The sequence below is a fragment of the Streptomyces sp. NBC_01233 genome (assembly GCF_035989305.1).
Taxonomy (GTDB): domain Bacteria; phylum Actinomycetota; class Actinomycetes; order Streptomycetales; family Streptomycetaceae; genus Streptomyces.
This window is the reverse complement of sequence record NZ_CP108514.1, coordinates 10,052,080-10,075,525: the sequence shown is the minus strand read 5'-3', so window position 1 is coordinate 10,075,525 and position 23,446 is coordinate 10,052,080. Positions and strand designations below refer to the sequence as shown.

Sequence of the window (23,446 nt, the reverse complement as noted above, 5' to 3'; positions counted from 1 at the left end):
TGACGAGAGCGCGGCGAGCGTCCGGCCCGACGGCGTGCGGCCCGACGGCGTGCGGGCCGGCCGTGCGCGGGCCGGCCGGTGAGCCGCCGTGACGCCGCGGACGGGCCGGGGCCGGTCCTCGCGGTGGTGCACGAGGCGGGCCGCGGTGCGCCCGGCTCCACGCTCGTCCTCGGCCTGCGCGGGCTGCGCCACGATGCGGACGCCGAGGTGTTCGCCGCCCGCATCGCCGAGCGCCACCGCCGCTTCCGGGTCACCCTGGAGGGCCACGGTCCGGGCCGGCACACCCTGCGCCTCCTCCCGGACGCCGCCGCGGCCGGCCCCGCGTCGCTGAGCGCCGAGCTGCTGGCCGACCTGCTGGGCCCGTACCCGGGCGGCGGCGAGCCCCTGGCCCTGGACGGGTACCGGCGCGAACTGCTCGTGCAGGCCCTGGCCCGTCCCGACGGACCGGACCGGTACGTGGAGCAGATCCACTGGAACTGGGCGGGCCCGCTCGACCGGGCCCGCTTCGACGCGGCCTGGCAGTCCGTCTGCGGGCGGGAGTCGGTCCTGCGGGCCGCCTTCGACTGGACGGCCGTGCCACGGCTCCTGCTGCACCCGTGCGCCGAAGTCGAGATCGCCCACCGTGCCCGCGCGGAGATCACCTGGCAGGAACTCCTCGATGCGGACCGGGCGCAGGGGTTCGCCCTCAACCGCCCGCCGTTGCTGCGCCTGACCCTGCTGGAGGGGGACGGGGGGGCTCCCACCCGGGTGTTGCTGACCTGCCACCGCGCCCTGCTCGACGAGCGCGGCGTCCACCTCCTGCTGCGCGCGTTCTACCGTGCCTACCTGGCCGCAGGCGTGCTGCCCGGGGGTGAGCGCCGCCCCGACCTGTGGGACCACGCGCGCTGGCTGGCCCGGCAGGGCACCGAGGGCGCCCGCCAGTTGTGGACGCGTGCGGCGCCCCCGTGCGGCGCCGCGACCGCGCCGGGACGCCTCGGCGCGGACACCCGCCAGAGCGGCGAGGGACACCTGCGCCGGCGGCTGGGCGAACCGTACGGTCCCCGGCTGCGCTCGTGGGCCGCGGCCCGGGGTGCCGGCGAGAGCAGCGCCCTGCACATGGTGTGGGCGCTGCTGCTGTACCGGGCGGCCGCGGCCGTGGGCCCCCTGCCGGTGAGTTTCGGGGTCCGGCTCTGCGGCGGCGACATCGCGCTGCCCGGAGCGGCCGGTATCCCCGGGCTGCTGGGCAGTCCGCTGCCGATGACGGTGCGGGTGGATCCGGCGGCCCCGCTGACCGGCCTGTTGCAGCAGGTGCACGACGCCCGGCTGGACATGGCCGCCTACCCGTGGGTGTCGCTCGACCGCATCCGCGAGTGGACCGGCCGGGGGCCGGGTGAGCGGCTCACCGACTCCGTCATCGTCTTCGACGGCCCGGCCGGGCCGGGGGCCGACGTGGGCCGTGAACTGGCGGCGCAGGGCGTCGGCGTGGACGCACCGCGTGCCGTCGGCTCCGGAGCCGGGGTGCCCGTCACGGTCGTCGCCCGGCACGAGGGCGGCGGCGCGCTGGTGCTGGATGCCGTCTACGACCGGGCGAGGCTGGCGGATGCGGACGCCGCCGCCGTGCTGGGCCAGTGCGTCGGCCTGCTGCGGGCCCTGACCGATCTGCCGGACCCGGATCCCACCGTGGGTCAGGTGCTGGACCTGCTGGCGGACGACGTGGCCCCCGCCATGGCCGGTCGGCCGGCCGTGCCGCGGCGCGTCACCGTCAGGACGCTGCGCAGCGGGGCGTCTTCGGCGGACGTGATCTGTCTGCTCGTGGTTTCGGGGGTGGTGGGCGGCTGCTACGAGCTGTTCACGCGCGAGCACCGGGGTCCGCAGACCATCGTGGCGCTGGATCTGGACGGTCCGCCCGGTCCGGTGGTGCCCGACGCCCTCGCCGCGCTGACCGCTCTGCTGGCTTCCGGCAGGCGGCTGGTGCTGTGCGGGTGCGGGCCGGGCGCGGGGGCGGCGTACGAGCTCGCGCGGGTTCTCGCGGACGGGGCGGGGCCGCCGGTGAGCGTGGTCATGACGGGTCTGGGCGGTCCCCGGGGCAGCGCGGACGCGCTCGCCCGGGGGCTCGCGGGGGTGGCTGTGCGGCGCGGCTGAGCGGCCGGACGGCGCGCGGTTGAGCGGCCGGACGGCTGGGCGTTACGCGGCGAAGAGGTCGAAGGTGGAGGTGCAGCGCGGTCCGGCGAGCACGTCGAGCTGCGGGTCGACGGCCAGCATGGCCTGGTGCAGGCGCTGGAGTTGCGGTGACGGCTCCACTCCGAGGTCTTCGATCAGCCGTCCGCGCAGCCGGCGGTAGACGTCCAGGGCGGTGGCCTGCCGGCCCGAGCGGTACAGCGCCACCATGACCTGCGAGTGGAGTCCCTCGTGCTGGGGGTGGCGTGCGGTCAGCTCGGTCAGTTCGGCGATCAGTTCGCCGTGCCGGCCCAGCCTCAGGTCGGCGTCGATCCGCCGCTCCACGGTGACCAGGCGGCTCTCCTCGAGGCGCATGACCTCGATGTCGAGGATCGGTCCGACCCGTACGTCGACCAGCGCGGGGCCGCGCCACAGGTCCAGGGCGGCCCGGAAGCGGGCGGCGGAGACCTGGCTGTCGCCGGACTCGAAGGCGGACTGGCCCTCGCGGACGAGGCGTTCGTAGTCGTGCACGTCGACGCCGTCCTCGGGTATCTGCAGGAGGTAGCCGCCGTGCCGGGTGACCAGCACCTCCTTGGCCCCGCCGGGGGCGTCGGGCCCCATCGCGGTGCCCAGGCGCCTGCGCAGCTGGAGGATGTACGTCTGCAGGGTGGTCAGCGCGCTCTGTGGCGGCGCGGTTCCCCAGATCTCCTCCATGAGGGTGGGGACCGGCATGACGCGCCCTGGATAGAGCGCGAGGAGCGACAGGAGCTGTCTTGGCTTACCCGCGGTCGGAACAATGGATCCGCCGTTGACCTCGGCGCTCAGCGGACCCAGAACCTGAATTCTCACGGTCTCCTCCGTACTTCCTTGGCTCTTTTCCTCCGGTGGCCAAGGAGCTGCCCCCGTTCGAGGCACGCTAGCCGGGGTGGATGTGTTCCATCTCTTTCCTGTAGCGGCTTTCGAGCCGCCTTCCACCTGCGGCGCCGTGCCCGAGTGCCCCCTTTTTCGCACGGGTGCCGGGAATGCGGGACAAGGATTCCGATCCTTTTCCGCGGGGGCCGGAAGTTCGGTGTGCAGGGCACGAGAACTCCCGGGCGGATTCCCGGCGGGCGGTTACGGCCAGTCGATGAGGGTGGTGGCGGGGGCGGCCGGTGCGCCGGCCGAGGTCGGGGCGACCGGCCAGTCGATGGCGCCACCGTCGGCGTGGGCGGCTGCGCCCGCGGTGAGGACGGCGGCGGTGGCGAGGGCGGCGGTGGCGACGATGCGGGCGATGTTCTTCATGGCGGTTCCTCCGTGGCAATGTTTCGAATCTTCTTGGCAAGTCCTCTGCCAAGAAGATTGGCAACGCCTGCTCGGGATTTGCTCGTCAATCGCTTGAGAAGGGCTGGAGGGAAGGGCGTCCGCCGCCTCCCGCGTGGCTTTCGTTCCTGCATGAACCGCTGCGACCTGCACGGAAGTCGAGCGGGCAGGGCCGGCGGGGAATCTTGCCAAGAGTTGCCAAGGGGCCGGAACTCGAGCGTCGCCGGAGCGGGCATTGCCAAAACTACCAAGTGATAGGCAATGTATTGCCAGACGTTTTGGCAATATGTGGAACGCAGGGTCGTGGACGTGCCGCGGCCCCGACAGCGGGGGGAGGCCCCTGAATGAATGCGCCGACGTACGACAGGGAACGAACGGCCCACCTGAACACGGCGGGCACGGGCCGGATGCCGGACGGCGTGCGGGCCGTGCTCGCCGCCTGCACGGCCCGCGACGACCGCTTCGGGAGCCGCGCGCTGGCGGAGCACCTCGGCGCCGTCCTGCACACCGAGGTGCACGAACGCCTCGGCGCCCTGCTGGGCGTCCCGGCCGGCGACACGGCCTTGGCCACCGGCGCGGCCGAGGCCTTCGACGCCTTCGTCTGCGCCGCGGAACTCGGTCCGGGCGACCGGATCTGGACCACCCCGTACGAGGGCGTGGCCCGCCTGAGCACCCTCTACGCCCTGCGCGACCGCACCCGTTGCCGGCTGGAGGTCGTCCCGCTGCGGGCGGACGGCGACCTCGACCTGGACTGGATGCGGGCCCACATCGACGAGGACGTCGCCCTCGTCTCGGTGGTCCACGTCTCCTCGGCCTGCGGAACCGTCAGCCCGGTCGAGCAGGTGGGCCGGCTCCTGGCCCCCCACCGGGCCCGGTACGCCGTCGACGCCTCCCACTCGGTCGGCCAGCTCCCCGTCGACGCCGCGCGCATCGGCGCGCAGCTGGTCACGGCGGACGGCTGGCGGTTCCTGCGCGGCCCGGAGGGCGTGGGCTTCGCCTACGCCGCGCCGGGGGTGTGGAGCGGCCGCCCGCCGGCGCCCGTCCCGGCCGCCGTCGCCGCGCTGAACGCCGCCCTCGCCCACCACGCCGCCGCCTTGCGTCTTCCGTACGAGGACCTGCTGCCCCGGCTGCGCGCCGCCGTCGGGCGGACGCCCGGGATCGAACTGCTCGGAGCGGGCCGGGAGCAGGCCGGGATGCTGGCCTTCCGTCACGGCGAGGTGCCGGCCGCGCTCATCCGCCGCGGTCTGGCCCGGCGCGGGGTCGTCCTCTGGAAGACCGTCGCGCAGGAGAACCCGCTGCACCCGGCCGCGCGGGACGGCGCCACCGCCGTGCGTGCCTCCGTCCACCGCGACAACAGCGCACAGGACATCGACCGTTTCGAGCAGGCCCTGCGGGACGTCCTGCGGGAGGAGCGGGAGGGGCAGGAGGAGCGGGAGCGGGCCGGCGCCGCGGCCTCGGGTGCGGCGTGGGCCGCGGCCGGCGGGGACGGCTTCGGCGGGCCGCCGCCGTACCGGGGGACGCCGGTCCGCCGCGGCCACCTCACGCTGCACCGGGCGACCTGAGCCCCGCCCCGCCATCAGGCCGCCGAGCCCGCACGCCGCAGCGGCGCCAGGACCGCGTCTCGTACGGGGTTCGAGTGGACTTCCACGGCGTCTTGAGTCGCGCGCGCGACGGTGGCCGCAATCCGGTCTTCAGATCTGGAGGATCCACATGACCATCATCGACGTGTCCACCCCGCCGGGTACCGACCGTGCCGCGGAACTGGCCGGAATCAAGGCCCAGGCCCTGGCCGGTCCCGGCGAGCGGGCCACCGAACAGCAGCACGCCAAGGGCAAGCTCACCGCCCGTGAGCGCATCGGACTGCTGCTGGACGAGGGCTCGTTCCACGAGATCGAGGCTCTGCGCCGGCACCGGGCGAGCGGTTTCGGGCTGGAGCAGAAACGGCCCTACACCGACGGCGTGGTCACCGGCTGGGGCACGGTGGGCGGCCGCACCGTCTTCGTGTACGCGCACGACTTCCGCATCTTCGGAGGGGCGCTCGGCGAGGCCCACGCGGAGAAGATCCACAAGGTGATGGACCTGGCCGAGGCGGCCGGAGCCCCGCTGGTCTCGCTCAACGACGGTGCCGGCGCCCGCATCCAGGAGGGCGTGTCCGCCCTGGCCGGCTACGGCGGCATCTTCCAGCGCAACACCCGCTCCTCCGGCGTCATCCCGCAGATCAGCGTGATGATGGGTCCGTGCGCGGGCGGGGCGGCGTACTCCCCCGCGCTCACCGATTTCGTCTTCATGGTCCGCGGCACCTCACAGATGTTCATCACCGGCCCGGACGTGGTCCGTGCCGTCACCGGTGAGGAGATCACGCAGAACGGTCTCGGCGGCGCCGACGTGCACGCCGCGGTCTCCGGGGTGGCCGCCTTCGCCTACGACGACGAGCAGAGCTGCCTGGAGGACGTACGGCACCTGCTGTCGCTGCTGCCCGCCAACAACCGCGAGACACCGCCGCGTGAGTCGGGCGAGGACCCCGCGGACCGGCGTACCGAGGCGCTCGCCGCGATCGTGCCCGCCCATCCGCAGCAGGCGTACGACATCCGCCGGGTCATCGAGGAGGTCGTCGACGACGGCGACCACTTCGAGGTCCAGCCCGGCTGGGCGGCCAACGTGGTGTGCACGCTCGCCCGGATGGACGGGCACGTCACCGCCTTCGTCGCCAACCAGCCCGCCCACCTCGCCGGGGTGCTCGACATCCACGCCAGCGAGAAGGCGGCCCGCTTCGTGCAGTTCTGCGACGCCTTCAACATCCCGCTGGTCACCCTGGTCGACGTCCCCGGCTTCCTGCCCGGTGTCGGCCAGGAGCACGGCGGCATCATCCGGCACGGCGCCAAGCTGCTGTACGCATACTGCAACGCCACCGTCCCGCGGATCTCCCTGGTCCTGCGCAAGGCGTACGGCGGCGCCTACATCGTCATGGACTCCCGCTCCATCGGCGCGGACCTCGCACTGGCCTGGCCCACCAACGAGATCGCCGTCATGGGCGCCGAGGGCGCGGCGAACGTCATCTTCCGCCGGGAGATCGCCGCCGCCGCCGACCCCGACGCGACGCGCGCGCAGAAGATCAAGGAGTACACGACCGAGCTCATGCACCCCTACTATGCGGCCGAACGCGGCCTGGTCGACGACGTCATCGACCCGGCCGAAACCCGCTCGGCGCTCACCTCGGCACTGGCCATGCTCCGTCCCAAGTACGCCGACCTGCCGTCGCGCAAGCACGGCAACCCGCCGGTATGACGGCCCGGGAGGCAGCCGCCGCCAAAGCGGGGGCGGAGCCGTGGAGGATCACGCGCGGTCACCCCGACGCGGCGGAGACGGCCGCCGTGCTGGCGGTCCTGAGGGCCCTGCTGGCCGGCCAGGCGGGCGAGCGGCCGGAGCCCCCGCGCGCCCGGGCCGCCGGATGGGACCGCACCGGCGGGTTCCGGCGCGCGGGGACCTGGCGCGAGCGCTGATCCGTCGCGCCCCGAGTGCTCTGCGGCACGCTCTGGACGTCCTGGTGAGCGACGGAGGGAACAAGGATGACGGTCAAGGCGAGAACGCAGGCCCCCGAACGGCCCGTGGCGCTGGTCACCGGGGCGACCAGCGGCATCGGGCTGGCCGTCGCCCGGGACCTGGGCGCCCGCGGCCACCGGGTGTTCGTCTGCGCGCGCACCGAGGCAGCGGTCAAGCAGACCGTCGCCGACCTGCAGTGCGAAGGGATGAGCGTGGAGGGCGCGGCCGCCGACGTACGCGACCGCTCGGCCGTGGCGGCGGTGGTCGCCTCGGCGGTGGCGGTGTACGGGGCGCCGGTCAGCATCCTGGTCAACAACGCCGGCCGCAGCGGCGGCGGCGCCACCGCGGACATCACCGACGAGCTGTGGCACGACGTCATCGACACCAACCTCAACAGCGTGTTCCTGCTGACGCGCGAGGTCCTCAACGGCGGCGGCCTCGGGGCGCAGCCCTGGGGCCGCATCATCAACATCGCCTCCACCGCGGGCAAGCAGGGGGTCCTGCTCGGCGCCCCCTACACCGCCTCCAAGCACGCCGTGGTCGGCTTCACCAAGGCGCTCGGCAAGGAACTCGCACCGACCGGGACCACCGTCAACGCGGTCTGCCCGGGATACGTGGAGACGCCCATGGCGGCGCGCGTGCGCAGCGGGTACGCGCAGGCGTGGGACACCACCGAGGAGTACGTCCAGGAGCAGCTCGAATCCAAGATCCCGCTCGGCCGGTACTCCACCCCCGAGGAGGTGGCCGCTCTGGTCGGCTACCTGACCACCGATCTGGCCGCCTCCATCACGGCCCAGGCCCTCAACGTGTGCGGAGGGCTGGGGAACTTCTGACGCGGCCGCGGGCGGGGAGGCGCAGGGGGGAGGGCCGCGGACGGTCGTCGTCCGCGGCCCTCCCCCGCTGTCTGTCGCCCGCCCCCTGGCTCACAGGACGGTCGGCGGCCCCGAGACGTCCCAGGCGACGGCCTGCGGGGCGATCCGTGCGTCCCGCCAGCCGGCCAGGGCGGGCGCGTCCACCTGCTCGTCCGAGAGCAGTACGTGCCGCAGCGCCGGCAGGCTGCTCCGGCTCCCGCGCGCCGCCGCGGCCAGCCGCGCGAAGGCGGACGGCAGTTGCGTCAGCACGGTCACCTCCTGCTCGGCCAGGAGCCGGGCGAAGGCGCGGGCGTCGCAGGCCGTGTCGCGGTCCACGACGACGGCGCGTCCGCCGGACAGCAGGGGTCCCCAGATCTCGCGCATGCCCAGGTCCAGGCTGAGGGAATGGAAGCAGGTCCACACGTCGTCCGGTCCCGACTCCAGGAGCGGGAGCAAGGCGTCCACCCAGGACAGCACGTCCATGTGGCTGACGGGCCGCACGGCCAGCGCCCGGCCCGGGTCGCCGCCCGTGGGGAGCGCCAGGAAGGCCGTGGCCGGCGGGATCTCGCGGCGCCACGCCGCCTCGGGCCGCGCCGCGATGACGAACCTGCCCGCCTTGGCCAGCGGGATCTCCTCGCGCAGCAGTCCGCCGTCCGAGATGACCATCTCGGCGCCGGCGTCGCGCATCAGGAACTCCTGGAGGCCCGCGTTGTGTCCGGGCTCGAGCGGCAGTACCGCCGCCCCGGTGCGCAGTGCGCCCACCACGGCGGCGGGGGCTGAGCAGGTGCGCTGTGCGCGCACGGCGACCACCGTACCGGGCCCCGCACGGCCGGACAGGCGCCCGGCGATGTCGTCGGCGAGCCAGTCCGCTTCGAGGTAGGTCGTCTGCTCTTCGCCGTCCCGGGCGCATACGCGGGCCGGATGGCGGGCGGCGGCGGCCGCGAAGCGGATGTCGATGCGGTCCCGGCGCGCGGACCGCCGGGCGGCCGGGTCGAGCCCGATCCGTCCGAGCAGGCCGGTCAGGTCGGCGGACAACTGGTCGAGCTCCGGATGATCCGGAGTGGCGTTCATGCGGCCTCCCAGCGGGCGGGTCGTGACTCCGGGGCCGATGGTGTCGCAGGAGACCGGAGAACGGCTCAAGTCCTGCCGTACAGGACGGCTTGACGGCTGGTCAGGAGGTGCTGGACGTTTGCTCGAGGGTCTGTCCACAGGGGGTCGAGGATCGCTGGGGAGGCCTGGCCGGCCTCCTGGGGGCATGCCTACGCTTCTGGAGCTCACGCCGAAGCCACCCTCTCTCCGTCGCGCTCCGAGGTGACCTCTCGTAGACGCAGGCATATGGAACTGAGCTTTGTGGCTATGGCCCGTCTCGCGAGACTGGACTTGACTGTACTCATGACTCAGAACACGCAGATCACCCTCGTCATCGGCGGTCACGGCAAGACCGGCCGGCGCGTCGCCGAGAAGCTTTCCGCCCAGGGCCGCGAGGTCCGGATCGGTTCGCGCAGCGGCCAGCCCGCCTTCGACTGGCACGAGCCCGCCACCTGGGGACCGGCGCTGGAGGGCGTCGACCGGGTGTACGTGACCTACTACCCCGACCTCGCCTTCCCGGGCGCCGCCGAACAGGTCGGCGCTTTCGCCAAGGTGGCCGTCGCCGGCGGTGCGCGCCGCCTGGTGCTGCTGTCCGGGCGCGGTGAGGAGGCCGCGGAGGTGTCGGAGGAGAACCTGAAGGCCTCCGGCGGCGACTGGACGATCGTCCGCTCGAGCTGGTTCAACCAGAACTTCAACGAGAGCTTCTTCCTGGAGCCCGTGCTGGCCGGCGAGATCGCCCTGCCGACCGGTGACGCCGTGGAGGCCTTCGTCGACGCCGACGACATCGCCGACGTCGTGGTGGCGGCGCTGACCGATGACAAGCACATCGGCAAGACCTACGAGCTGTCGGGTCCGCGCCTGCTCAGCTACAGCGATGTGGCCGCCGAACTGACCAAGGCCACCGGGCGCGAGATCAAGTACATCTCGGTCACCAACGAGGAGTACCGCGCCGTGCTGCGCGAGAACGGCCTGCCGGAGGAGTTCGCGGACCTGTTCACCATGATCCTCGACGGGCGCAACGCGCACCTGGTGCACGGTGTCGAGGAGGCTCTGGGCCGCAAGCCCAAGGACTTCTCCGACTTCGCGCGCGACGCGGCGGCCTCCGGGGTCTGGAACGTCTGACGGCACGGCGCCTCACCACCTGCTCGATCCCTTATCGCTCCTTGACCGGGCGGCGACTCTGCTACGGCCGCCGCCCGGTGCTCGGGGTGTCCGGGCACGCACGACCGCACCACCGCACACCGGCACCACCGCGCACGACAGACAGGCAGGAGGCTCCCGTGCCGGCTCCCCCGTCGTATTCCAGCGAACACGGGCTGGAACACCTTCCCCCGCACTTCCACGGCTTCGCCCTGATGCACGTCGCGATGCGGCGCGACGCGGCCCGGCTGCGCGCCGCGGCCCCCGCGTGGAGCGGCGCGGGCACCGCGTGGTGGCAGCGGCTGCGCGAGGTCATCGAATGGCACCACACCAGCGAGGACGACGTCCTGTGGCCCGGACTGCGCCGCCGGGACGCCGACTTCGACGCGCAGGCGCGTGAACTTCACGAGGATCACGAGGAGTTGGATGCGGCGATGGCGGCCGTGTCGACGGCGATCGCCCGCCGCGGCGACGGCCTGGTCCGGGCGGCGCAGACCTTCGAGGGCGTGCTGCGCGACCATCTGCGCGACGAGGAGCGGATCGTCTTCCCGGTCTTCGACCGGCTCGGCGAGCGGGCCTACCTGGCCGAGGAGCGCAAGGTCGTCTCCAGTGCCCCGATGCGCGTGATGACGTATCTGCAGCCGTGGATGTTCGACGGCGCGTCCCGGCAGTCGGTCGCGCACGTGTCCGCCACGATCCCGCCGCCGGTCCGGCTGATCGGCGCCACGCTGCTGAACCGGCGGTACGAGCGCACGTTGAAGGGAATCCTGAAGTGAGCAGCACGACCACGCAATCGGTGACGCTGGTGGCGGCGACGGTGGGGACCGGGCTGATGGCCGGCCTCTACTTCGCGTTCGACATCTCGGTGATGCCGGGTCTGGGGCGCGGCGACGACCAGACGTATGTGACCGCGATGCGGAACATCAACGAGGCGATCGACAACGGCCTGTTCGGCCTGCTCTTCCTGGGCGCGTTCCTGGCGACGGGGGTGGCGGCCACGCAGCAGCAGCGCGGCGGCCGCCTCGACGCGGCGCGCTGGGGTTGGCTGGCCTTCGCGCTGTACGGGCTGTCGCTGGCCGTCACCGCGATCGTGAACATTCCCCTCAACAACCAGCTGGCCCGGGCCGGCGCCGACGCGGCGGCGGCCCGCTCCCGCTTCGGGGGCCGCTGGGCCTCGGGCAACGTCGTGCGCACGGTGGCCTGTACGGCGGCGCTGGCCGCGCTGGGGCGCGCGCTGACGTTGCACGGCCGCGCGTCGGCGGCGTAGACCCCCGCGATCGGCGCCCGCTCTCTTTCCGTCCCCCGCGGGAGAGCGGGCGCTTCGGCGCGTGCGGGCGGGGGCGCGGGAGGCGGGGGCGGGGGTTTCGGAGCGGGCGCACGACGCGAGAGGATGGGCGTATGGACACGCTGACCGGACTGCTGGAGGGCCCCAAGGCCCGGGGGGCCTTCCTGCTCAAGTCCGTCTTCAACCCGCCCTGGTCGCTGCGGGTGGAGGACCGGGCGCCGCTCTCGGTCGTCACGATGGTGCACGGCAGCGCATGGCTGGTTCCCGCCCTCGGCACTGCGGTCGTGATCCGGCCGGGCGACGTGGCGGTCGTACGGGGCCCGGAGCCGTACACGGTCGCGGACTCCCGGGACACGCCGGTCCAGATCACCGTCGGCCCGGAGCAGCGGTGCAGCACCGAGGAGGGCGAGGACGTCACCGAGACGATGGCGCTCGGCGTGCGCACGTGGGGCGACGACTTCCAGGACGCCGGCTCGGCCGTGATGCTGAGCGGCACCTACCAGGCGCCGAGTGAGATCGGCCGGCGGCTGCTGAGCGCGCTGCCGACGATCCTGGTGCGTCCGGCGGAGGCCGCCGACACCACGCTGGTCGCGCTGCTCGCCTCGGAGATCTCCAAGGACGAGCCGGGCCAGGAGATCGTGCTGGACCGTCTCCTGGACCTGCTGCTGATCGGGGTGCTGCGCACGTGGCTGGCGGCGCCGGGCAGCGGCGCGCCCTCCTGGTACCGGGCGCAGAGCGATCCGGTGGTCGGCCCGGCGCTGCGGCTGCTCCACGAGAATCCCGCGCACGGGTGGACGGTGGAGGAACTCGCCCTGAAGGTGGGGGTGTCGCGGGCTTCCATGGCCCGCCGGTTCGCCGACGTCGTGGGTGAGCCGCCGGTGGCCTATCTGACCGGGTGGCGGCTCGCGCTGGCTGCGGATCTGCTGCGGGAGCCGGACGCCACCATCGCGACGGTGGCCCGGCGTGTGGGCTACAGCTCGGCCTTCGCCCTGTCGACGGCCTTCAAGCGGGTGCGGGGCATGAGTCCCCAGGAGTTCCGTACGGGTGCGCACCCCGTGGCCGCGCCGAAGGCCCCGCAGGAGGTGCGCACGGTGGTGCTGCCCCGGCCCTGACCGCCGGCCGGCAGCGCTGCGGCGGTCAGGGCCGGGTTCGGGCCCGCGCGCTACGAGGGCGCTCCCGAGGAGATCAGCGCGGCTGCCGTGGCGCTCGGGGGCGGCTGGTGGCCCTGGCGCGCCACCGCGGTCAGGATCAGGTCCGGGCCGGCCAGCCAGCGGCCCTGGTAGACCGGGTCCACGGGTGGGGGGAGCGGGGGGTGCAGGGTCGCCGCGAAGCCGCCGTCGGGGAAGAGGGTGAGGGTGGCGTCGCGGAAGCCGAGCCAGATGCCGGTGGCCGGGTACCAGGCCTTGTACGCCGCCTCCTTGGCGGAGAAGAAGACGCGGTCCCAGGGGATGGAGGGGTCGGTCGAGGCGAGGGCGGCCAGGTGGGCTTGTTCCGTCTCGGACGCGATCAGGGCGAGGACGCCCCGGGGCAGTGGGCCCGCCGGTTCCGCGTCGATGCCGACGGCGGCCATCACGGAGGCGGGGGCCGCCACCGCGGCGCGGTAGCCCTCGCAGTGGGTGATGCTGCCGACCACTCCGGTCGGCCACTGGGGGGCGCCGCCCGGTCCCGGGAGCAGGGCGCCGGCGGGGCGGCCGAGGTCCGACAGGCAGCGGCGGGCGCAGGCGCGGGCCGTGGCGAACTGCCGGCGCCGGTGGGCCCGTCGGCCCTGCATCAGGGCGGCTTCGGCCGGGAAGAGAGGAGCGGGCGCCGCGTCGTCGAAGGCTTCCGACGACGTGACGCCCGGGGGGAGGAGTTCCTCGATCATCGTGAGGCGAGCTCGGTGACGGCCGCGACCGCGAGGAGCGGACGCTCCAGTGCGAGCATGTGTCCCGCGCCGGGGACCGGTTCGAAGCGGGCGCCCGGCAGGACCTCGGCGAGGGTCCGGGCCAGGGCGATGTCGATCACCTTGTCGCCGTCGCCGTGCAGGACCACGGCGGGGGTGGCGACCGCCTTCAGTGCCTCGCGGACGTCCCAGCCGCGGGTGCAGCGGAAGAAGTCCGCCCGCACGCGCGGTGTGGTGGCGGCGAACATCTGCCGGTTCACGTCGCGCACGACGGGATCCACGCCCTTGCCCATGGTGGAGCCGAGCAGTTTGCCGCCCAGCCAGGGCCGGCGCAGGGCCCGGGAGAAGAGCCGGCTGCCCATCATCTTCACCTCGCTGTCCGGGGTGTCCTGGCCGTGCGCCGCCGTGCCCAGCAGCACCAGGCCGCGCAGGCGGCCCGCCGAGGGGGAGGTGGCGGCGTAGGAGAGGGCGGTGAACCCGCCGCCCGAGTGGCCGACGAGCACCGCCTCGCGGGCGTCGGTCTCGCCCAGGACCGCCGCGAGGTCCGCGCTCAGGCGCTCCACCGAGACCGGGGTGCGGCCGAGTGTGGACGCGCCGTGGCCGCGCTGGTCGTAGAGCACGACCCGGTGTCCGGCCCGGATCAGCCGGTCGGCGACGGTGCCCCAGGCGCGGCGGGTGTGGGCCCAGCCGTGCAGCAGGACCACGTCGGCGCGGGCCGGTGCGCCCGCGAGCGGTGCCAGTACGGTCACGGCCAGGTCCGCGCCGTCGTCGGTTGGGACCGTCAGCTCGCTGGTGAGCTCCGGGGCGGCGGTCACCGGGGTGCCGCCGACAGCTGCCGGTCCAGCGACTCGAATGCGGCGAGGGTGGCCTTGGAGTGCTCGGCGCCGAGGTCCGCGACTTTGGCCAGGGCCTTGAGCCAGCCGTGCGGGCTGCCGGTGAAGTGCATCGAGACGCGGGTGCGGCCGCCGGGCAGGGGTTCGAGCAGGAAGGTGCTCGGGCCGCGGAAGACCCCGTCGACGTACTCGATGTCCAGGCGGCGGCCGGGCTCCACGGCCACCGTGCGGGAGGTGAAGCGCAGCTTCAGTCCGCCCTTGTCGACGCCTTTGGTGTGCACGACCACGCCCACCGTGCCGCCGACCTCGTCGGGGGCGCCGGAGAGGGCGGTGAACGTGTTGTGCGGGACCCACCACTTCTTCGCGCCGCGGAATTCGGCGACGAGCGCGTCCCAGACGGCATCCGCCGGGGCGTCGATCACCGCCTCGTCGATCAGGTCGTACGTGCTCATCTCAGGGGCCTCCACTCGATACGGGAATGGCGGTGGGGGCGGGGGTTGCTCTCCCCCGCCCCCACCGCCGGGACTCCACGGCCGGCCGGCCTGCCGTCAGGCGAAGAAGCCCTGGCCGGGCGTGAAGATGTTGTTGGGGTCGAACTTCTTCTTGGCGTTGACGAAGCCGGCCCAGCGGTTGCCGAAGTGCTTCTGCCAGTCGGCGCCCGTCATCGGGATCGAGCCCACCAGGTAGCGCTTGGCGCCGCTGGCCACCGCGATGTCGTACAGGCGGCGGTTCTGGTCGATCATGCCCTGGATGTTGGGCTCACCCGGGTTGGGGAAGCGCAGCAGGTCGAAGAGGTAGGCCACGGACTCGCCCGGCATCATCGCCAGCGGCCGCTTGATCTTCGAGGTGAAGAACGGGTAGAAGAGCAGGAATCCGCCGCCGAGGGAGTTCGCGTCCAGCTCCTGCTCGACGCGCTTCATGAACGCCTTGGTCTTCGAGGCGGGCAGGAACATGCTCAGCCACGGCTTGGGCGTGTACCAGTGGCCGCCCTCCTTCAGGTACGCCTCGTAGGCGTCGAGGCGGAACATGTAGTCCCGGAAGGACACGTCCTCGATGACCGCGTCGGCGCGGACGTCCTTCAGGTCGCACAGCAGCCTGGTCCGGTTCGGCGGCGTCGTGTTGTAGGTGGCGCCGACCTCCAGCTTGTACCGCCAGCCGGAGTTGTCCGGGGTGCGCAGCATCTCGCCGGCGTGGACCTGGAACCGGCCGTCGGCCAGTACCTTCTCCGAGTCGGCGAGGTACTGCTCGACCGTGCTGTAGAAGAGGCTGAAGATGACGGCCCGCTTGGGCGCCGGGATCAGTTTGACGGTGGCGCGGACGATGATGCCGACCTGGCCGCCGCCCGACAGTGCCGCGTTGAACAGTTCCGAGCGCTGGGAGGCGCTGGCGGTGACGAGCCTGCCGTCGCCGGTGACGATGTCGATCGACTGGACCGTGTCGCACAGCAGGCCGTATTTCTGCACGGTGCCGCCGATGCCGCCGATGCTGATGGTGCCGCCGACGGAGATGTACAGGTAGTCGGGCAGGGCCGGCGGGGTCTTGCCCGTCTTGAGGGCGGCGTCGGTCAGCTGGCCCCAGGTCACCCCGGCCTCGACGACCGCGGTGTCGCTGCCGATCGAGATGATCTTCGACATGCCCTTGGCGTCGATGGAGATGCCGCCGGGGACGCGCGCCTGGCCGTAGACCGAGTGGGACTCGATGTCGTTGCCGGTGCCGCCCTGGCCGTTGACGGCGACCTTGATGTTGTTCGTACGGGCGTAGTCGACGATCTTGACGATGTCGTCGATGCCGCCGGGACGCAGCACCGCCCACGGCTTGCTCGGGGCGCCGTCGAAGAGGTGTCCGAAGTCGTTGGCGAAGGCGTCGACCACGCCCGGGGTCGTCTCCAGGGTGCCGGCCAGTCCCGGCACGGGGACGACGTCGGAGGTGCCGGCGGCCTCGGCGGCCGTCGCCCAGGTCTGGGACACGGCGTTCCAGCCGACGACCGCGACGGCCGTGGTCGCGATCCCGCCCAGGACCCGGCGGCGGGACGGCTCGGCGGCGGTGCCCGCGGCAGTTCTGTGGGTGCTGCTCATCGTGCGTCTCCTACTGGTGAGGTACCGGCTTGGTGCTGCGCACCCGGGAAGCGAGCTGGTACTCGCTCAGGTCGAGGCGCTTGGTCCCGCGACGGAAGCGCCAGGTGTAGGTCGGGAAGATCGATGTGTTGCGGCCGTTCGCGTCGAGGTACCAGCTCTTGCAGCCGCCCGACATCCAGACGGTGCCCTCGAGGTGCTGGTCGAGTGTGCGGTTGTAGGCGTCCTGCGCCTCCTGGCGGACCTCGATGCTGGCCAGGCCGCGCTTTTCCACCTGCTTCAGCGAGTCGACGACGTACTGGACCTGCGCCTCGATCATCACGGTCTGCGAGGAGTGCCCCAGTGCCGTGTTCGGGCCCAGCAGCATGAAGAGGTTCGGGAAGCCGGCGATGGTGGTGCCCCGGTGGGCGGCCATGCCGTCCTGCCAGGCCTGGCGCAGCTGGAGGCCGCCCCTGCCCCAGATCCGGCGGGCGACGGGGCGGTCGGTGGCCTGGAAGCCGGTGCCCAGGATGATGGTGTCGACCTCGCGCTCGACGCCGTCGCTGCCGACGATCGACTTGGGGCGGACCTCGGCGATGCCGTCGGTGACGATGTCCACGTTGGGCTGCTGGATCGCCGGGTACCAGGTGTTGGAGAACAGCAGGCGCTTGCACGCCACCAGGTAGTCGGGTGTCAGCTTGGCGCGCAGTGCCTGGTCGGGGACCGACTTGGCCAGGTGGTCGCTCGCCATCTTCTGGACCTTCTCGGCGAGCTTGGGGCGCTTCCAGAAGAAGGCCAGGATCTCCCGGCCCCACATGTTGAAGCCCCGCCGGAACTGCTGGTAGCCGGGCAGTGAGCGGAGCATCTTGGTGTGCAGCTCGCTGTTGGCCTTGTCGGGCTTGGGGCCGATCCACGGGGGCGTGCGCTGGTACAGGTCCAGCTGCCCGACCTCGGGCTGGATCTTGGGGACGAACTGGATGGCGGAGGCGCCGGTGCCGATGACGGCGACGCGGCGGCCGGCCAGGTCGTGGTCGTGGTCCCAGTTCGAGGAGTGGAAGATCTTGCCCTCGAAGTCCGCCAGCCCCTTGATGTCGGGTACGGCCGCCTCGCTGAGGTAGCCGGTGCCGGTGACCAGGAACTGGGCGGTGTAGTGGCCCTGCGAGGTCTCGATCTTCCAGTGCCGCTCGTCCTCGTCCCAGCGGGCGGCCTCCAGTTCGTGCCCGAACCGGATGTGGGGGCGTACGCCGAAGCGGTCGGCCGTGTCGCGCAGGTAGGCGTACAGCTCGTCGCGTGAGGCGAACGTCGACTTCCAGTTCGGGTTGCGGGCGAAGGAGAACGAGTAGAGGTGGGACATGACGTCGCACGCACAACCCGGATAGCTGTTGTCGCGCCAGGTGCCGCCGACCTCGTCGGCCCGCTCGAACACCAGGAAGTCGTCGATGCCCGACTGCAGCAGTCGGATGGCGGTGCCCAGGCCCGAGAAGCCGGTGCCGATGACCGCGACCCGCAGGTGCCGGGTCGGTCCGCCGCCACCGGGATGCGTCTCGGTGCCTGTACGTGCTCCGCCGTCCTTGGCCGGCTCAAGAATGCTCGTCACGTCGGCCTCCTCAGCGGCGCGTGATGGTGACGCGGAAGTTGTTGAAGAACTTGTCCTCGAGCGTGTACGCGAAGATGTCGAGGTAGCGCTCGAAGCGCGAGACGACCTCTTCGCCCTCCATGGCCACGGCCTCGTCCCGGCGTTCGGCCAGCAGGACCAGCCAGGCGCGGCAGGCCATCGCGAAGGACTCGCGCTCGTTGACGATCTCGTCGATCTCGAAGAGGCCCTCGGCGGCGGCGGACAGCTCGCTCAGGTGGGGGATGTGGCAGCCCTCGAACTCGGAGCGCTGGAGGAACTTCAGGTCGTCGAGGAGGGCGCGGTTCATCGGCAGCGCCTCGGCGGTCATGGTGTGCAGCACGAACTTCGCGCCCGGGTTGAGGGCGTTCGCGACCTGCTGGAAGAAGTACCGGTAGCGCTTGGTGCGCTCCTTCGGCGGCAGGTTGGAGGAGACGAAGTGCTCCAGGGCGTTGATGCAGAACGCGGCGTCGTACTTCTCGCTGTCGTCGGCGACCTTGTAGTCCGCCCAGCTCTGGACCAGCGTGGTGATCCGCGGGTTGTTCAGGCCGTCGATGAAGGCTTCCTGGGTGCGGGACAGGGTCAGGCCGACGGCCTGCTCGGCGCCGTGCACGGTGGTGAGGCGGTTGAGCATGGTGCCCCAGCCGCAGCCGATGTCCAGGACGCGCTTGGCGCCGCCGGCCGCCACGTTCGCGAGCTGGGCGAACGTGTCGAGCTTGCGCTCCTGCGCCTCGTCCAGGGTGGCGACCAGGTCCTCGCCGTCCTCCCAGTAGCCGCCCGAATACATCATCGTGGGGCCCAGCAGGAGCCGGTAGAAATCGTTGCTGACCTCGTAGTGGTGCCTGATCGCATCGACCTCGGGGTCCACCGACTTGGGGGCGACCGTTGTCATCCTGATCCTCTTTCCTGCGTGTCCGGCGGGCCGTGTTTCCGAATTCGCGACCGAGAAAACCCGATGCCCCGCAAGGTGTGCGCAAGAAGGCCGGGAATCAGGATCCGGGGCGGTGTTGCGCCTTCCTTGCGGGGGCGGAGCTTTTATCACTCTCGAAAACCAGACACGCACTGCCGAGTTGCATTGCCGAGAGAGGACCGACCCCATGTCGCTGCCCACCATCGAAGAACTGGCGAGCCAGCTCGAGGCCGTCTCGGGTGCCGCGGAGGTCAGCCCCGACACCCCGCTCCAGCACATTGCGGACGTCGACTCGCTGGACCTGATGGAGTGGCTGTACGGATTCCAGAACCAGTACCCGCACATCCCGGCCGACGAGTCCCTCTTCGCGGACCTCGACGACACCACCACGCTGCGTGACGTCTACGCGAAGATCGTCGACCTCGTCCCGGCTCAGGCGTAGCGGGGGGGGGGTGACGTGACCGGCTTCGACATCACCGGGTGGGGCATGTCCGTACCCGAACGCATCGTCACCAGCGCTGAACTCGCGGCGCGTTTCGGCGTCGACGAGCACTGGGTGGTCAGCCGCTGCGGGATCCGCGAGCGGCGGGCGGTCGACCCGGGGCAGACCACCGCCTCCCTGGCGGTCGAGGCCGGCCGGCGTGCGCTGGAGAAGGCCGGGCTGACCGGCGCCGACATCGCCCACCTCATCGTCGCGACCGCCACGCCCGAGCAGCCGTCCCCGGCGACGTCCGCGTTCGTCCACCACGAACTGGGCATCTCGGGGAGCGCGCACGACGTCAACTCCGAGTGCGCGGGGTTCGTCTACGGGTTGGTGTCGGCGATGGCGCTGATCGCCATCGATCCCCGGCCGATCCTGCTGATCGGCTCCGACACCCACACCCTGACGGCCAATCCGGCCGATCGTGACCTGTCCATCCTCGTCGGCGACGGTGCGGGTGCGGTCGTCCTGCAGCCGGGCGCTGAGAACCGGGTCAAGGCGTGGAACCTGGGCGCCGACGGTGCCTGCACCGGCTCGCTCAAGGTGCTCGCCGGCGGCAGCCGGATGCCGACCACCCAGGAGACGCTGGACGCGGGCCTGCACTACGCGCAGATCAACGGCAACGAGATCTACCTCAACGCCGTCCGTTACACCGTCCGTACGGTGCGCGAGACGCTGGAGAGCGCCAAAGTGGATGCGGCCGATGTGGACCATGTTGTTCCGCACCAGGCCAACATCCGGATCATCAACTCGATCCTGTCGCACACCGGCCTGCGGCAGGAGGCTCTGATCACCAACCTCCAGAAGTACGGCAACACGGCTTCGGCGTCGATCCCGATCGCGCTGACCGAGGCCCTGGAGGAGGGCCGTATCAAGGCCGGTGACAAGGTCCTGCTGGCGGGCTTCGGAGCCGGTATGACCTGGGGTTCGATCCTGATGGAATGGGGCGGTGTCGCGGCATGAGCAAGAACAGTGCGGGGCAGCGGCCCGAGTCCCCCGTCGCGCTCGTGACCGGCGCCTCGGGCGGTCTGGGCCAGGCCCTGGCGCTCGAACTCGATGCGCTGGGCTGCCGGGTCGCGGTCCACTACAACAGTGCCCGCGAGGCTGCCGAGGCCGTCCGGGAGAAGCTGGTGAACCCGTCGGTGCTGGTCACCGGGGACGTCGGTTCGTGGGAGGCCACCCAGGCCCTCCACGAGGCGATATCCGCCGAGCTCGGCCCGGTGGACGTCCTCGTCAACAACGGGGCGATCCGCAAGGACAGCCTGATGGCGATGCAGAACCCGGCGGACTGGGCGCAGGTCATCCAGACCAATCTGATCGGGTCGTTCCACACCGCCCGGGTGTCGGTGCCGCACATGCTGCGCCGGCGGTGGGGCCGGGTGATCAACGTCGTGTCCCCGTCGGGCATCATCGCGACGGCCGGCCAGACGGCGTACTCGGCGTCCAAGGCGGGTCTGATCGGCTTCACCCGTACGCTCGCGTCCGAGTGCGGCCGGCGGGGGGTGACGGTGAACGCGCTGTCCCCCGGGTTCATGATCACGGGTATGACGAACACCCTCCCGGACCGGGTCGTCGAGGGCATGGAGGGCAAGGCCCCCATCCCCCGTTTCGTCACGGTCGAGGAGGTCGCGCGCAGCGCCCGTCTCTTCCTCGAGCAGGACTGCATGACGGGCCAGGTCATCAGCATCGACAGTGGCGTGTCCATCACCTGACCCCCGGCCTTTCCCCTCCCCCGGCCCCGGCCTCCCACCCCCAGGGGAGGCCGGGGCCGCTCGTCGTGCCCCCGGGGGCGGCCGCCTGGACCGGGCGCGGGGGGAGGAGGATGGGGGGCCGGCCAGGGGCCGGAGGTGCCCGAAGGCCGCCGCGGGGTTCGCGGCGGCCTTCGGCGTGTGCGGGGTCAGGCGGCGGGGAACGAGGTGACGGGGCGGGTGACGGGGTGGGTGACGCAGCCGTGGTCGACCAGGGAGCACGGGCGGGGGGCCGAGGCGCGGTGGTCGATCTCGAAGACGCCCATCAGCAGCGGGTCCAGGCGGGCCGCGGAGCGCGGAGCGAACGACCGGGGTTCCGGTGTGCGCAGCAGTTCCAGGTAGGCCGCCTCCGTCTCCGGTGCCGGGTCGATCCCCAGCTCTTCCGCCAGTACCTCGCGCAGCTGCTGGTAGCTGCGTAGTGCCTCGGCCCGGTTGCCGGCCCGGGTGTGGGCCGCCATCCGGCAGCGGTAGGCGCTTTCCCGGAAGGGGGCCCGGCGGACCGCCTCCTCCGCGTAGCGCAGGGCGTGGTGCTCGTCGCCGAGGGCGGAGGAGGACAGGCTCGCGGTCTCCAGTGCCTTCAGGCGCAGCTCTTCGAGCTGTTCGCGCATCGCGTTGACCCACTCGCCCTCGTGCGAGGGCAGGAAGGATCCGCGCAGGTTGGACACGGCGCCGGCCGCGAGCTGCTGCGCCACGGCGTAGGCGCCCTCCGCGTACGCTTCCGCGGCCTCGGTGACGGCGGTTTCCGCGCACTCCACGTCCACGGCCGCGTCCTGCGGCAGCCGCAGGAGGTAGCGGCCGCCCTGGGCGACCAGCGGGGTCACTCCCGGCTGGTCCTGTGGTGTGGTGACGAAGGTGCGTACGCGGCTCACGAGGCTGCGCAGCGCGGAGGCCCAGGTGTCGGGCAGTCCTTCGGGCCATATGGTCTCGGCCAGTTGGTCACGGTCGGTACCGCCGGTCCGCTCGAGGAGCAGGCGGGCGAAGGCCACCTGCGCCTGGGCGCTCGACAGGTGTTGCGGCGCTGCTCCGTCCGGCTCGATCGTGACAAGACCTATGAGTCTGATCAGCACTATGCACTCTCCGAAACGGTCGGCTTCCGGCCGTGTCCCCCTAGCTCGTGCGATTCAGAGGATACCGGCGGGTCGTCTCCGCATGTCAACAGCGGTCGGTAAAACATTCCTTCGCGAATGAAAGCCGAGGTCCGGGCATTGTCGTTCGCTTTTCGAGTACGGCTATGGCCTTCCTCTTGCGCCGCTATTGCGCCCCCCGAGTCTTAATGGAATTCCACTAGAGCCCCGCCGGAACAACGGCAGAGCGCCGATGGAGTTCCGGGTCAGCCGGACGATCGCGACGAGGAGAAGCACGTGAACGCATCCGCCGCCTGGAGCCGACTCGAGCCGAAGCTGGCCTACTTCCGCGACCGCGTCCGGTCGCTGGAGTACGAGCCCAACCGCAAGAACAGCTTCGTCGCCTACACCGTCGAGCGGGATTCGGCGTACGCGGACCAGGACGGGCGGCGCCTGCTGATGATGTCGGGCTACAGCTACCTCGGTCTGGCCGGTGACGAGCGCGTCGTCTCGGCTGCGAAGGCCGCCGTCGACCGCTACGGCACCGGCAACCACGGGGTGCGGGCGCTGGCGGGTTCGACGCCGCTGCACGAGGAACTGGAGGTCGAGGTCGCCAAGTTCGCGGGGCGTGATCAGGCCCTGGTGTTCGGTTCGGGCTATGCGGCGAACGTGGGCACGGTCGGTGCGATCGTCGGCCCGGGCGACACGGTGTTCATCGACAAGTACGACCACGCGAGCATCGTCGACGGGTGCAAGCTCTCCGGTGCCACCGTCACCCGTTTCCGCCACAACGACGTCGCCCACCTGGAGCGGCGGCTGGCCGCCGCCCCCGACACCGGTGTCCGTCTGGTCATCGTCGACAGCGTCTACTCGATGGACGGTGACATCGCCCCGCTGGTCGAGCTGCGCAAGGTCTGCGACGCGCACAACGCGCTGCTGATGGTCGACGAGGCGCACGCGCTGGGTGTCATCGGCGCCACCGGCAAGGGCATCGAGGAGCACTTCGACTACGAGGTGAAGGTCGACGTCAAGCTCGGCACCCTCTCCAAGGCCATCCCCTCCATGGGCGGTTGGGTCGCCGGCTCCGCCGAGTTGATCCACCACCTCAAGTACGCGGCCCGCCCGTTCCTCTTCTCCGCCGCGCTCGGGCCCGCCCAGAGCGCCGCGGCGCTGGAGTCCCTGCGGATCCTGCAGCGTGAGCCGGAGCGTGTGGAGTTCATCCAGGGCGAGTCCGCGCGCTTCCGGTCCATCCTGCACGAGGCGGGCATGAGCACCGTCGACAGTGAGACCGCCGTCGTCCCGGTCGTCGCCGGGTCCGACATCGCCGCCTACGACTACGCCACCGTGTGCCGCAAGAACGGTGTCATCGGCCTGCCCGTGGTCACTCCGGCCGTCCCCAACGACCTGGCCCGGCTACGGATCGCGATCACCGCGGCCCACACCAAGGCCGACATCGACTTCGCCGCCGAGGCCTTCATCAAGTCGGCGCGCGAGTGCCGCATCATCTGACCCCCCTTTTTTTCAC

Annotated in this window: 23 protein-coding genes; 13 read left to right on the top strand and 10 right to left on the bottom strand. The window is 72.0% G+C overall.

Translation table 11 applies throughout. The features are described 5' to 3' along the window. The first annotated feature begins 78 nt into the window (after positions 1-78). The gene (locus OG332_RS46470) at positions 79-2,121 is read left to right on the top strand and encodes a condensation domain-containing protein (protein ID WP_327411543.1); all 2,043 of its coding nucleotides are present in this window, start codon (positions 79-81) and stop codon (positions 2,119-2,121) included. A 42-nt stretch (positions 2,122-2,163) separates the two neighbouring features. On the opposite strand, the gene OG332_RS46465 is transcribed toward OG332_RS46470, so the two are convergent. Together OG332_RS46465 and OG332_RS46460 are read right to left on the bottom strand one after the other, a co-directional pair. Then, positions 2,164-2,985 (bottom strand): AfsR/SARP family transcriptional regulator, encoded by an 822-nt coding sequence (locus OG332_RS46465; protein ID WP_327411544.1) that lies wholly within the window; start codon positions 2,983-2,985, stop codon positions 2,164-2,166. A 264-nt stretch (positions 2,986-3,249) separates the two neighbouring features. Then, on the bottom strand, positions 3,250-3,417 hold the full coding sequence (locus tag OG332_RS46460; RefSeq protein ID WP_327411545.1) for a hypothetical protein: 168 nt from the start codon (positions 3,415-3,417) through the stop codon (positions 3,250-3,252). Positions 3,418-3,779: 362 nt separating this feature from the next. On the opposite strand from OG332_RS46460, the gene OG332_RS46455 reads away from it, so the two are divergent. The 4 genes from OG332_RS46455 (at position 3,780) to OG332_RS46440 (ending at position 7,808) form a co-directional block, all read left to right on the top strand. Next, positions 3,780-4,997, top strand: a complete 1,218-nt coding sequence (locus OG332_RS46455) for an aminotransferase class V-fold PLP-dependent enzyme (RefSeq protein ID WP_327411546.1) — start codon at positions 3,780-3,782, stop codon at positions 4,995-4,997. Between the two features lie 148 nt (positions 4,998-5,145). Continuing rightward, the gene (locus tag OG332_RS46450) at positions 5,146-6,720 is read left to right on the top strand and encodes an acyl-CoA carboxylase subunit beta (protein ID WP_327411547.1); all 1,575 of its coding nucleotides are present in this window, start codon (positions 5,146-5,148) and stop codon (positions 6,718-6,720) included. Beyond that, the gene (locus OG332_RS46445; protein WP_327411548.1) at positions 6,717-6,935 is read left to right on the top strand and encodes an acyl-CoA carboxylase epsilon subunit; all 219 of its coding nucleotides are present in this window, start codon (positions 6,717-6,719) and stop codon (positions 6,933-6,935) included. Before OG332_RS46450 ends, OG332_RS46445 begins: the two co-directional genes overlap by 4 nt. 66 nt (positions 6,936-7,001) lie before the next feature. Next, on the top strand, positions 7,002-7,808 hold the full coding sequence (locus OG332_RS46440; RefSeq protein WP_327411549.1) for an SDR family NAD(P)-dependent oxidoreductase: 807 nt from the start codon (positions 7,002-7,004) through the stop codon (positions 7,806-7,808). A gap of 90 nt (positions 7,809-7,898) precedes the next feature. On the opposite strand, the gene OG332_RS46435 is transcribed toward OG332_RS46440, so the two are convergent. Further along, positions 7,899-8,897, bottom strand: coding sequence for an AMP-binding protein (locus tag OG332_RS46435; RefSeq protein WP_327411550.1), 999 nt, complete (start codon positions 8,895-8,897; stop codon positions 7,899-7,901). A 321-nt stretch (positions 8,898-9,218) separates the two neighbouring features. On the opposite strand from OG332_RS46435, the gene OG332_RS46430 reads away from it, so the two are divergent. From OG332_RS46430 to OG332_RS46415, 4 genes are all read left to right on the top strand, one after another. Continuing rightward, on the top strand, positions 9,219-10,037 hold the full coding sequence (locus OG332_RS46430) for an NAD(P)H-binding protein (RefSeq protein ID WP_327411551.1): 819 nt from the start codon (positions 9,219-9,221) through the stop codon (positions 10,035-10,037). A 158-nt stretch (positions 10,038-10,195) separates the two neighbouring features. Then, positions 10,196-10,831 (top strand): hemerythrin domain-containing protein, encoded by a 636-nt coding sequence (locus OG332_RS46425; protein WP_327411552.1) that lies wholly within the window; start codon positions 10,196-10,198, stop codon positions 10,829-10,831. Next, positions 10,828-11,322 (top strand): anthrone oxygenase family protein, encoded by a 495-nt coding sequence (locus OG332_RS46420; protein WP_327411553.1) that lies wholly within the window; start codon positions 10,828-10,830, stop codon positions 11,320-11,322. Before OG332_RS46425 ends, OG332_RS46420 begins: the two co-directional genes overlap by 4 nt. Positions 11,323-11,453: 131 nt before the next feature. After that, a complete protein-coding gene (locus OG332_RS46415) occupies positions 11,454-12,452 on the top strand; it encodes an AraC family transcriptional regulator (RefSeq protein ID WP_327411554.1) in 999 nt (332 codons plus the stop codon). A 50-nt stretch (positions 12,453-12,502) separates the two neighbouring features. Here OG332_RS46415 and OG332_RS46410 read toward each other — a convergent pair whose 3' ends face one another. From OG332_RS46410 to OG332_RS46385, 6 genes are all read right to left on the bottom strand, one after another. Then, entirely contained in the window at positions 12,503-13,204 is a 702-nt protein-coding gene (locus OG332_RS46410) for a 4'-phosphopantetheinyl transferase family protein (protein WP_327411555.1), read from the bottom strand. After that, positions 13,201-14,037 carry an alpha/beta fold hydrolase gene (locus OG332_RS46405; protein WP_327411556.1) on the bottom strand — a complete coding sequence of 279 codons (837 nt, stop codon included), beginning with the start codon at positions 14,035-14,037 and terminating at the stop codon, positions 13,201-13,203. The genes OG332_RS46410 and OG332_RS46405 overlap by 4 nt, the downstream gene beginning before the upstream one ends. Beyond that, positions 14,034-14,507: an SRPBCC family protein gene (locus OG332_RS46400; protein ID WP_319732797.1), complete on the bottom strand. Its 474-nt coding sequence runs from the start codon at positions 14,505-14,507 to the stop codon at positions 14,034-14,036. Before OG332_RS46400 ends, OG332_RS46405 begins: the two co-directional genes overlap by 4 nt. A 96-nt stretch (positions 14,508-14,603) precedes the next feature. Next, positions 14,604-16,130: an FAD-binding protein gene (locus OG332_RS46395; protein WP_327411557.1), complete on the bottom strand. Its 1,527-nt coding sequence runs from the start codon at positions 16,128-16,130 to the stop codon at positions 14,604-14,606. A gap of 10 nt (positions 16,131-16,140) precedes the next feature. Then, positions 16,141-17,703: a flavin-containing monooxygenase gene (locus tag OG332_RS46390; protein WP_327411558.1), complete on the bottom strand. Its 1,563-nt coding sequence runs from the start codon at positions 17,701-17,703 to the stop codon at positions 16,141-16,143. A 10-nt stretch (positions 17,704-17,713) separates the two neighbouring features. Continuing rightward, positions 17,714-18,610 (bottom strand): class I SAM-dependent methyltransferase, encoded by an 897-nt coding sequence (locus tag OG332_RS46385; RefSeq protein ID WP_327411559.1) that lies wholly within the window; start codon positions 18,608-18,610, stop codon positions 17,714-17,716. A 205-nt stretch (positions 18,611-18,815) separates the two neighbouring features. On the opposite strand from OG332_RS46385, the gene OG332_RS46380 reads away from it, so the two are divergent. From OG332_RS46380 to OG332_RS46370, 3 genes are read left to right on the top strand one after another with little or no spacing between them, the layout of a single operon-like run. Next, on the top strand, positions 18,816-19,070 hold the full coding sequence (locus OG332_RS46380; protein ID WP_327411560.1) for a hypothetical protein: 255 nt from the start codon (positions 18,816-18,818) through the stop codon (positions 19,068-19,070). Positions 19,071-19,085: 15 nt separating this feature from the next. Beyond that, positions 19,086-20,072: a 3-oxoacyl-ACP synthase III family protein gene (locus OG332_RS46375; RefSeq protein ID WP_327411561.1), complete on the top strand. Its 987-nt coding sequence runs from the start codon at positions 19,086-19,088 to the stop codon at positions 20,070-20,072. Next, entirely contained in the window at positions 20,069-20,821 is a 753-nt protein-coding gene (locus tag OG332_RS46370) for an SDR family NAD(P)-dependent oxidoreductase (protein WP_327411562.1), read from the top strand. Before OG332_RS46375 ends, OG332_RS46370 begins: the two co-directional genes overlap by 4 nt. 185 nt (positions 20,822-21,006) lie before the next feature. Here the strand turns inward: OG332_RS46370 and OG332_RS46365 are convergent, their stop codons facing one another. Then, positions 21,007-21,924 carry an AfsR/SARP family transcriptional regulator gene (locus tag OG332_RS46365; RefSeq protein WP_327411563.1) on the bottom strand — a complete coding sequence of 306 codons (918 nt, stop codon included), beginning with the start codon at positions 21,922-21,924 and terminating at the stop codon, positions 21,007-21,009. A 294-nt stretch (positions 21,925-22,218) separates the two neighbouring features. Between OG332_RS46365 and OG332_RS46360 the strand changes: the two genes are divergently transcribed. Then, positions 22,219-23,430: an aminotransferase class I/II-fold pyridoxal phosphate-dependent enzyme gene (locus OG332_RS46360; protein ID WP_327411564.1), complete on the top strand. Its 1,212-nt coding sequence runs from the start codon at positions 22,219-22,221 to the stop codon at positions 23,428-23,430. The last annotated feature ends 16 nt before the right edge of the window (positions 23,431-23,446 follow it).